Genomic DNA, 8,904 nt, shown 5'->3' with positions numbered 1-8,904 from the left:
CGCAGAACGAGGCGTTCGTCCCGCTGCCGGACGGGCGCCGCATCCCGGTGGCGATGTCGGTGACGAGCAAGGTGGCGGCCGGCGACGGTTCCGGCTCGGCCTTCGCGGCGGCGGCCGCGCTGAACCGGGCGGCCGACCGGATGGCGCAGGGCGGCAGCAGCAGTGGCGGCGGTGGGGTGAAGGTCAACGTCATCGGCGCCCGCGCCGACCAGGTCGACGTGCAGTCGCAGCAGGACAGCGACGGCTCGACCCGGCTCGACATCGTGTTCGACCAGCAGCAGGCGCGCAATGTCGCGACGCCGGGCTCCCGCACCCGCGCGGCGCTGGGCGCGGTCTATGGCAGCAAACCGCGGGTGGCCCAGCGATGAGCGTCCCGATCTGGCCCGCCAGCCTGCCGCAGCGCATGGACCGTGAGCCGTTCCAGCGCCAGCTCGCCAGCGGCCGGCGGCTGTCGCGCAGCGATGCCGGGCCGCCGGGCTCGCGGCTGCGCTATTCGCAGGCGGCGCGGCCGATCTCCGGCGGCTTCCTGATGACGTCCGCCCAGCTCACCCGCTTCTGGCGGTTCTGGGACGACGAGATCGGCCAGGGCGCCCTGCCGTTCTGGCTGCCGAACCAACTGGTCGACGGGCTGCCGCTGATCACGCCCGGCGGCACCGTGCTGCTGACGCCCGCCGGCGCGCCGATCCTCACGCGCGCCTGGTGGCTGGTCCTGTTCGACGAACAGGCACCGCGGGAATCGGTCCCGGGCGGCAGCCTGCGGCGGCTCGATGTCTCGCTGCTGGAGATGCCCTGATGGCCCGCGAGTACTCCTTGACCTTCCGCGACGCGATCGAGGCGGATGCGACCGACCAGATCCCGGTGATCCTGGTGACGATCACGCATCCCGACATTGCCGAGCCGATCCGGCTGTCGACCGATCCCACCATGCGGCTGTCGGTCGATCCGCTCCGCTATGGCACGGTCTCGCGCGGCGAGACCTTCCTGTTCGTGCCGATGGTCGCCCGGCTGCCGGACGAGACCGACGAGGCTCCGCTCTCCACCGAGCTGCGGCTTGCCAATCTCGATGCCGCGATGGTCAAGGCGCTGCGCCAGTCGACCCGGCCGGCCTCGGCGACGCTGGAGATGGTGCTGGCGGCCTCGCCCGACCTGGACGAGGAGAGCGTCACCGGGCTGAAGGTGTGGTCGGCCGAGGCCGACCTGGACGAGATCAGCCTGTCGCTCGCCCGCCAGAGCCGGGACGGCGAGCCGTGGCCGTGTGACCGCATGACGGCCAGTGCTTTCCCGGGGCTGTTCCGATGATGAACGCATTGCCGGGTGACGGCTGGTCCAACCCCTATGTCGGGCTCGCGTGGCAGCGCTTCGGCCGCGGCCGCGACGGCGTCGATTGCTGGGGCCTCGCGGTGCTGGTCTATCGCGAGATCCTCGGCATCGCGCTCGCCGATCATCTGGAGGTGCCGATCGAGGGCGGCATGGCCGAGGCGGTCGACGCCATCGCCGCGGCCGATCCGTGGCGTCGGGTGGAGACGCCGCGCGCCTTCGATGTCGCGGTGTTCCGCATGGGCGCGCTGCGGCGCCATGTCGGCATCGTCGCCGGCGGCGGGCGGATGCTCCATGTGGCGGATGGCGAGCTCTCCAGCCTTGCGCCACTGGACGGGGTGCGCTGGCGGCACCGGCTGCTGGGCTATTGCCGCCACGCCGCGCTGATGGAGGCGGCACGATGATGATGCCCGCGCCCATCGATGTCCTCGCCATGCCGGCTGTTGATCCCGGCCGGCACCGCCAGCACCTGACGGTGCCGGCGGGCACCCGCATCCGCGATATCCTCGCCGAGGTGCTGCCGCTGGCCTCCGAGGAGGAACTGCGCGGCATGGTGCGGGTATCGGTCGGCGGCCAGCCGATCCCGCCGGAGCTGTGGCATGGCCGGCCGAAGCCGGGGCACCTGGTGGTGGTGCGGGTGCTGCCGGGTGATGCCCTTAAATCGGCGCTGATGATCTTCGTCGCCATCGCGGCGAACTTTCTCGCACCGGGCATCGGTAATGCACTGTTCGGCGCGACGCTCGGCACCGCGGGAACGGGCATTGCGGCTGCCGGCATTGCGCTGGCGGGCAGCCTGCTGCTCAACGCCCTCATCCCGCCGCCGAAGACCGCCAGCGGCGACAGCCAGAGCCCGACCTATGACGCGCAGGGCTGGCGCAATGTGGCGACGCCGAACGGCGCACTGCCGGCGGTGCTCGGCCGGCACCGCATGGCGCCGGTGCAGGCGGCGTCGAGCTTCACCGAGCTGATCGGCGACCAGCAATATATCCGGGCGCTGTTCACCTTCGGCTACGGGCCGCTGCAGATCGAGAACATCCGCATCGGCGAGACCACGCTGGGGCACTTCGAGGGGGTGGAGACCGAGATCCGCGAGGGCTGGTCGACCGACGATCCGATCACGCTCTACCGCTCCCAGGTCATCGAAGAACAGTTCGCGATTCCGCTTTATCGCGACGCCACCACCGACACCGACTGGGTGCATATCAAGCGCTCGCAGAGCGACGTGACCGCGCTCTCGGTCGATTTCACCGCCCGTAACGGGCTGTTCATGCTGGACAAGAACGGCTCGCGGCAATGGCTGTCGGCCAGGTTCGGCATCTCGCACCGGCTCTACGACGGCGCGGACGGCACCGGGGCGTGGACCTGGGTGGCGGATGTCGAGTTCGGCGGCGCGAACTCCGACACGATCCGCCGCACCCATTACTGGGAGGTGCCGACGCGCGGGCGCTACGAAGTGCGCATCATCCGCCTCGACAAGACGCCGGACGATGGCAAGCGGGTAAGCCGGGTGGAATGGACCGCGCTGCGTTCCTACCGGCCGGAGCCGCCGATCGCCTACAGCAAGGCGCCGCTGGCGCTGATCGCCATCCGCATCAAGGCGAGCGACCAGCTCAACGGCACGCTGGACGAGCTGACCGCGGACGTCACCCGCATCTGTCTCGACTGGGACGCTCCGACCTCGGCCTGGGTGATGCGCCCGACCCGCAACCCCGCCTCGCTCGCCCGCTGGGCGGTGCAGGGGCCGGCGACCGCCAATCCCCGCTCCGACGCCCAGCTGATCCTCGGGGAGTGGGAGGACTGGCACGTCTTCTGCGCTGCGAATGGGCTGACCTATGAGCGGGTTCACGACACCAATGGCCGCGAGGATGACGAGATCCGCGCCATCTTCGCCGCGGGCCGGGCTTCGCCGCGCGAGGATGGCGACCGGCTCGGCGTGATCATCGACCGGCCGCGCAGCCAGATCGTGGCGGCGATCACGCCGCGCAACAGCCGCAATGCACGCTGGCGCCGGACCTATTTCGATCCGCCGGACGGCTGGCGCTGCACCTTCCGCGACCGCACCGACGACTACGCCGAAAAGGAGATGGTGGTGCCGTGGCCGGGTTTCACTGGCGATATCCAGAAAACCGAGGATATCCCGATGCAGGGGGTGACCGATCCGACCCAGCTCTGGAAAGCGCTGCGCCGCCGCCAGCTGGAGCTGGAATACCGCGCCGACAGCTTCCAGGTCGAGCAGGACCTTGCCAGCCTCGAATCCTCCCGCGGCGACCTCGTGCTGTTCGCGCACGACATCGTCCAGTCGGTGCATGCCGCGGGGCGGGTGACGCGGGTGGTGGGACCGCTGGTGGAGCTGGACCAGCCCGTCGTCATGGTCGCCGGCACCGACTACGCGATCCGGTTTCGCCGGCGGGACCGCACCACCTCCGTCCGCCGCATCGTCACCGAGGCGGGAGCGCAGACCGTAGTACAGCTGTCGGGCGACGGGCTGGCGCCGGCCGCCGCCGATGCCTTCATCTTCGGCATTCTCGGCTCTGTCGCCGAGGAAATGATCGTCAACCGCATCGACCGCGCGGACGGCTTCGGCGGGACGCTTCACCTCATGCCGGCGGCGCCGGAGATCGACGACATCCTCGCCGCCACCACCGTGCCGGCCTGGGACGGCCGCGTCGGCGTGGCGGTGGCGGCCGACACCACGCCGCCGCCGGCGCCGGCGCTCTCGATCGTTTCCGGCGAGGCGGCCGCCGAGGAGGGTGCCACCGGGCTGCGCGTCATCGTCTCGCTCGGCCGGGGCGCGGGCGCCTGGGTGGAGCTCGCGAGCTACCGGGTTTATCACCGGCTCGCCGGCGCGTCCGGCTGGACGCTCGCGACCTGCAGCGCCGCCGATGGCCGCGTCGTGCTGACCGGCTATGCCGCCGGCGACGCCATCGAGGCCGAGGCCGAGGCGGTGTCGATCGCCGGCATCACCGGCGCCCGCAGCGCGACCTACGGCCACGTCGTGGCGGCGAGCGATCCGGCGGTACCAGCCATCACCGCCTTCGACGCGGTGGCGCTTGCCTCCGGTGCGCGGCACTTCACGTGGACGCTCGCCGATCATGCCGATGACGGGACCTATGCCGACCTGATCACGGCGAAGATCCGCTACGGCGTCGGCTCCGGCCTTGGCTGGGGTGCATTGGTGCAGCTCCACAGCGGGCTGCTGGCGGCGTCGCCCTTCGACAGCTGGTCGCCGGCGGAGGCCGCGACCTACACCTTCGGGATTGTGTCCGTCGACAGCGCCGGGCGCGAATCGAGCCCGGTGCTGATCACCCGCAGCTTCGCCGCGCTGCCGGCGCCGCCGCCGCCGGTGGCGCTGTCGGCCGCGCTCGACGGCATGGACGTAGCGGTGAGCGTGACCGCGCCCAACAGCAGCGCCTTCGCCGCAGCGCGCGTCTGGCGGGCGGCTTCGGGGGCCGGCTTCGGCGCGGCGACCGACATCTCCGGCCCGATCTATGGCGCCGCCAATGCGGTGCTCGGCTGGCGTGACCTCGCGCCGGCTGCGGGTGCCTGGGACTACTACGCAACTGCTGAAAACACCGCCGGAACCGCCTCCGCCGCCTTCGGGCCGGCGGCGGTAACGGTCCCTTGAACGCCCGTTGACGGAGGCCTGAATGGCGGATGGACAGCCGACCGATACCCTGCCGACCTCACCTCTGGTCGACAGCGTCCTTGGCAACGTGACGACGGGGGGCACGACCGCGGTTGTGCAGGTGCCGGTCGGTGCGCTGGCGCGACGGGTGGCGCTCGATCCCAATCTGGATGACGGGCTGACAGAGGCGGTGGCCACGGCGACGACGGCGGCCGGCACCGCCACGACGGCGGCGGCGACGGCAGCGAGCGCGGCGCTGACGGCGGCCTCGACCAATGCGCGCATCTACGCCACGGAAGCCGCTGGGCGGGCCGCTGTGGTCGATGGCGCCTCCTTCGACGTGCAGGGGTCAGTTGATGTGTCGATCCGCCGCTATGTGCGGGTCTCCAGCAGCACGTCGACACTGGTCGCGGAATATCCCACCGCGGCCAGCGTGGACACGAAGGTCGCGACCGTCAGTACCGCGCTGGAGACACGCATCGCGACGGCCGCCGGGCCGACCCGTCAGGTGCTGGTGGCCGATCCGCTCGGCCGGGTACTGCTGGCGGTCGGCGATGGCGGCGAGCTGCTGGCGACGGGCCTTGAAGGCAGCGTGCAGGACGGCATCGCCGCCGCCGCCGCCGCCAATGCGGCGGTGGGCACGGCACCGGCCGCCGGGATGCTGGAGATCGCCCACGATCCGTTCGGGGCGATCTATCGCTATGTCTCGGCCGATGGCGGGCATTACCTGCCCGGCCTCGACCGCTCGGTGCAGGAGGTCTGCGCCTATCTCGTCGCCAATGTCGGCGCCGGGGCGGTCGTTACGGCAACCGCGCTGGTGACCGCGAGCTCCGCGGTGACCGGCTATCCCATCGGCCTCGACCTGTCCGGCCTCGACCTGTCGGCGGCGGGTGGCGACGACTTTCGCGTCACGACGGCCGGCGGCACGGCCCTGCCGGTGTACTGGGACCGCAAGACCAGGACGCTCTGGGTGCGCGGCGACTTCAGCGCCGGCCAGACCGCACTCACGATCAAATGGGGGGCGGGCGGCAGCATCACCCGCGCCGATGGCGCGGCGGTGTGGGATGTCTTCGACGACTTCGTTGCCCGGCCGGGCTGGCAGAAGCTGCCCGGGAACCCGGTGCTGATCCCGGAAGACGCGGTTGAAGGCGGGCGCTACGCCCGCGACTGCTCGATCCTCTACGAGGATGGGGTGTATCGCAACTGGTACTGGGGGACGGGCACCACCTCGATCAACTACGCGACGTCACCGGACGGCATCACCTGGACCAAATTCGGCCCGCTCGCCGGCGTCACCAATGGCCGCCCGTCCGTCGTGCATGTCGGCGGCACCTATCACCTCTATGTCAACGACGAGACCAATATCCGCCACTACACCGCCACCTCGCCCGGCGGGCCGTTCACTGGTGGGGCTGTGGTCCTCGCTCCGTCGCAAAGTTGGGAGGGGGGCAAGATCAAGGGGCCGTGGGTGCAATATGACGCCGACGCGGCGCTCTTCAAGATGTGGTACACGGCCGGCGAAATCTACCCGGTGGGCCTCGGCTGGTCCGAGCCCAAGGCAGCGGGTTATGCCACCTCGCCAGACGGCGTGACGTGGACCAAGTACGGCGGCAACCCCATCCTCAGCGGGACCGGCGACGGCGGGTGGCGCGACCAAGCGGTGATGACGCTTCACCCGGTCAAATATGCCGGGCGCTACTACGCGCTTGTGTCGTGCGGCGATGTTCAGGGCACCTCGCGCATCGGCTTCACCAGCTCCGACGATGGTATCGCCTGGAATGTCTCGGATCGCGACCTGATCCTCAATGTCGGGCCGGCGGCGGCATGGGACGAGAGCGACCTTTACACCGGGACGCTGATGCGGATCGGGTCGACGTGGCGCATCTGGTACAACGCCCGCTCGGCGAGCGCGTCGAACCGCGAATGCACCGGCGTCGCCACGCTGGCCAGCGTGGTCGACGGCATCTCGGCCGATCGCTGGGTGATCCAGCAGGGCGTCACCGCGTGGCGCGAGGCCGGGCGGGCGCGGCTGCGCAACAATGTGGCGGCCTCGCTGGCCTCGCTGGTTTCGCACGCCAGGGTGAGCAGCGACCTCGACATCGCCGCCACGCTGCGCGTCTCCAACACCAGCCCGGGAGCCGGAGCTGCCATAGACCTCTGGCATCAGGGAAAGCAGGGGACCGGGCGGTTTTCGGCCGTCTCGCTGGAACTCTACACCGGCTCCGGCATGGCCGGGGTGCTGCAGATCGTCAGATATGTGGACGGGGTGTCCACCGTGCTGGCCACGGCCACCCACAGCGCTGCGGCCGACACCGACATCGCGGTCTCCGCCACCATCATCGCCGGCGTCATCACCGCCACGGTGGCCGGCGTCACCATCACCGCGACCGACACCACCTGGACGGCCGGCCGGATCGGCCTGCGGCCCATCACTGCGACCGTCGATGTCGCGTCCATCCGCGTGCGCAAGCACAGCTCCGCCACCTTCACCACGAGCGTCCTGTCATGACCACCACCACCCTCATCAAGACCGGCCGGCCCGCGACGCGCTCGCTGGGCAATCTTGGCGATTACGGCGTCGCGGACTGGCGGCTGACGCTGCCGGACCCGGTGGCCGCGTTCTTCGCGACCGGCACGGTGGCGCTCGCGGTGGTGCGGCTGCACGACTACTATGACGGGCCGTGGATCCGGGTGAAGGTCTCGGGCGTCGAGCGCGATATCGGCTATCTCACCAATGGCCAGCCCGACACCGCGGCCCTGCTGACCTTCGCGGGCAGCTCGGATGCGGTGGTGACGCGCTGGTATTCTCAGGCTTCTGCCGGGGGCTATGCCTATGCCGCCGCCGGCGAGGAGCCCATCATCGCCACGGGCGGGGCGGTGGTCACCAGCAGCCGCAACAGCCTGCCGGTCATCAAGACGATCTACACGCCGCGCCGCATGCGGATCGACAAGGATATCCCGCCGCTGTCGTCGGTGATGGCGGCCTACAAGATCACGACCATCCCGAGCGCGGGGCAGTCGATCGCCGGGAACCTGCAGAACGCGGACCTCTACAGCGGGCTGATGCTCGGCTACGCCTCGGGGACGACCTTTCAGGCCCGCATCCGCGCCAGCAATGTCGAGAGCAACAGCGGCACGACGGCCAATGGCATGGGGCTCAACTCCGCCGTGATCGAGACGGTGCAGCTCAAGGCGACGTCGGCGGACCGCTATCTCGGCCAGACGCAGTATGGTTCGATCACGGCCACCTATGAGGCGCGTGACACCTCGATCACGATCGGCGGGTCGCGCACGCAGGAGGCCACCAGCCGGCTCGGCACGGTGGAATTCCAGACGCTGGTCGTGGCGCAGGGCTGGGATGCCCACATCGACAAGGTGCTGGCCGCCGCGGCGGCGCTGAACACCAAGCTCGGATACTACTGAGTGACGGGGTCCGGGTTTCCCCGGCCGCGGGTCAGGTCGCCAAACACAGTCCCGCGGAGCAGTGAGTAAAGATAACTGCCACCCCGCCCCTGGGCTCTGGTGAGCGAGGATAGGGTGGCACCTTTGGTGTTAACGGACTATGGAGGAGATCAGATGCGGATGCGGTGCCCTGCTGCTCCGCGCCGGTCGCGGGTCGATCGCAGGCCGGGTCGAAATCAAATGCCGCCGCTGCGGCGCCATCAATCATCTGAGGCCAACAGAGCCCGCACCAGAGCGCCCGGAGCGTCGATCAGGAGACGACGCATGCCATACATCCGGCGGGAAACCATCGGTTCGGCGACGCTCTATCTCGGCGACGCCATCGAGGTGATGGCGGAGCTGGAGGCGGGTTCGATCGGGGGCGTGCTCGCCGATCCGCCTTATTCGAGCGGCGGTGCCTTCCGGGGCGATCGATCCGCGCCGACGAGCTCCAAATATCAGTCGGCGACCGACCGTGGGCTCTATCCCGAGTTCGCCGGCGATACACGCGACCAGCGCGG

General features: G+C 70.1%; 8 protein-coding genes and 1 pseudogene. All 9 read left to right on the top strand.

Features of this window, described 5'->3' with window-relative positions; genetic code table 11:
* Nucleotides 1–368: hypothetical protein (locus tag KHC27_RS05295; RefSeq protein ID WP_213335948.1), on the top strand; the 368-nt coding region annotated here is incomplete at its 5' end.
* A complete protein-coding gene (locus KHC27_RS05290) occupies nt 365–793 on the top strand; it encodes a hypothetical protein (protein ID WP_213335945.1) in 429 nt (142 codons plus the stop codon). The genes KHC27_RS05295 and KHC27_RS05290, both read left to right, overlap by 4 nt.
* Nucleotides 793–1,299 carry a hypothetical protein gene (locus KHC27_RS05285; RefSeq protein ID WP_213335942.1) on the top strand — a complete coding sequence of 169 codons (507 nt, stop codon included), beginning with the start codon at nt 793–795 and terminating at the stop codon, nt 1,297–1,299. The genes KHC27_RS05290 and KHC27_RS05285 overlap by 1 nt, the downstream gene beginning before the upstream one ends.
* Nucleotides 1,296–1,721 (top strand): NlpC/P60 family protein, encoded by a 426-nt coding sequence (locus KHC27_RS05280; RefSeq protein WP_213335940.1) that lies wholly within the window; start codon nt 1,296–1,298, stop codon nt 1,719–1,721. Before KHC27_RS05285 ends, KHC27_RS05280 begins: the two co-directional genes overlap by 4 nt.
* On the top strand, nt 1,718–4,942 hold the full coding sequence (locus KHC27_RS05275; RefSeq protein ID WP_213335938.1) for a host specificity factor TipJ family phage tail protein: 3,225 nt from the start codon (nt 1,718–1,720) through the stop codon (nt 4,940–4,942). The genes KHC27_RS05280 and KHC27_RS05275 overlap by 4 nt, the downstream gene beginning before the upstream one ends.
* A 22-nt stretch (nt 4,943–4,964) precedes the next feature.
* Nucleotides 4,965–7,451, top strand: coding sequence for a glycoside hydrolase family protein (locus KHC27_RS05270; protein ID WP_213335936.1), 2,487 nt, complete (start codon nt 4,965–4,967; stop codon nt 7,449–7,451).
* Nucleotides 7,448–8,365 (top strand): hypothetical protein, encoded by a 918-nt coding sequence (locus KHC27_RS05265; protein ID WP_213335934.1) that lies wholly within the window; start codon nt 7,448–7,450, stop codon nt 8,363–8,365. The genes KHC27_RS05270 and KHC27_RS05265 overlap by 4 nt, the downstream gene beginning before the upstream one ends.
* Nucleotides 8,366–8,504: 139 nt before the next feature.
* Nucleotides 8,505–8,735: a Com family DNA-binding transcriptional regulator gene (locus tag KHC27_RS22085; protein ID WP_213335932.1), complete on the top strand. Its 231-nt coding sequence runs from the start codon at nt 8,505–8,507 to the stop codon at nt 8,733–8,735.
* A pseudogene (locus KHC27_RS05255) lies at nt 8,669–8,904 on the top strand (DNA-methyltransferase); the annotation flags it as partial. The gene KHC27_RS22085 and the pseudogene KHC27_RS05255, both read left to right, overlap by 67 nt.

The organism is Ancylobacter lacus (assembly GCF_018390635.1).
Lineage (GTDB): Bacteria > Pseudomonadota > Alphaproteobacteria > Rhizobiales > Xanthobacteraceae > Ancylobacter > Ancylobacter lacus.
The sequence above is the reverse complement of the archived record's forward strand: the minus strand, read 5'-3'. Positions and strand labels throughout refer to the sequence as shown.

Excerpts from the sequence above, each read along its gene's own strand:
- KHC27_RS05285 (WP_213335942.1), top strand. The coding sequence starts at position 793 with ATGGCCCGCGAGTACTCCTTGACCTTCCGCGACGCGATCGAGGCGGAT.
- KHC27_RS05275 (WP_213335938.1), top strand. The coding sequence starts at position 1,718 with ATGATGATGCCCGCGCCCATCGATGTCCTCGCCATGCCGGCTGTTGAT.
- KHC27_RS05265 (WP_213335934.1), top strand. The coding sequence starts at position 7,448 with ATGACCACCACCACCCTCATCAAGACCGGCCGGCCCGCGACGCGCTCG.
- KHC27_RS05270 (WP_213335936.1), top strand. The coding sequence starts at position 4,965 with ATGGCGGATGGACAGCCGACCGATACCCTGCCGACCTCACCTCTGGTC.
- KHC27_RS22085 (WP_213335932.1), top strand. The coding sequence starts at position 8,505 with ATGGAGGAGATCAGATGCGGATGCGGTGCCCTGCTGCTCCGCGCCGGT.
- KHC27_RS05280 (WP_213335940.1), top strand. The coding sequence starts at position 1,296 with ATGATGAACGCATTGCCGGGTGACGGCTGGTCCAACCCCTATGTCGGG.
- KHC27_RS05290 (WP_213335945.1), top strand. The coding sequence starts at position 365 with ATGAGCGTCCCGATCTGGCCCGCCAGCCTGCCGCAGCGCATGGACCGT.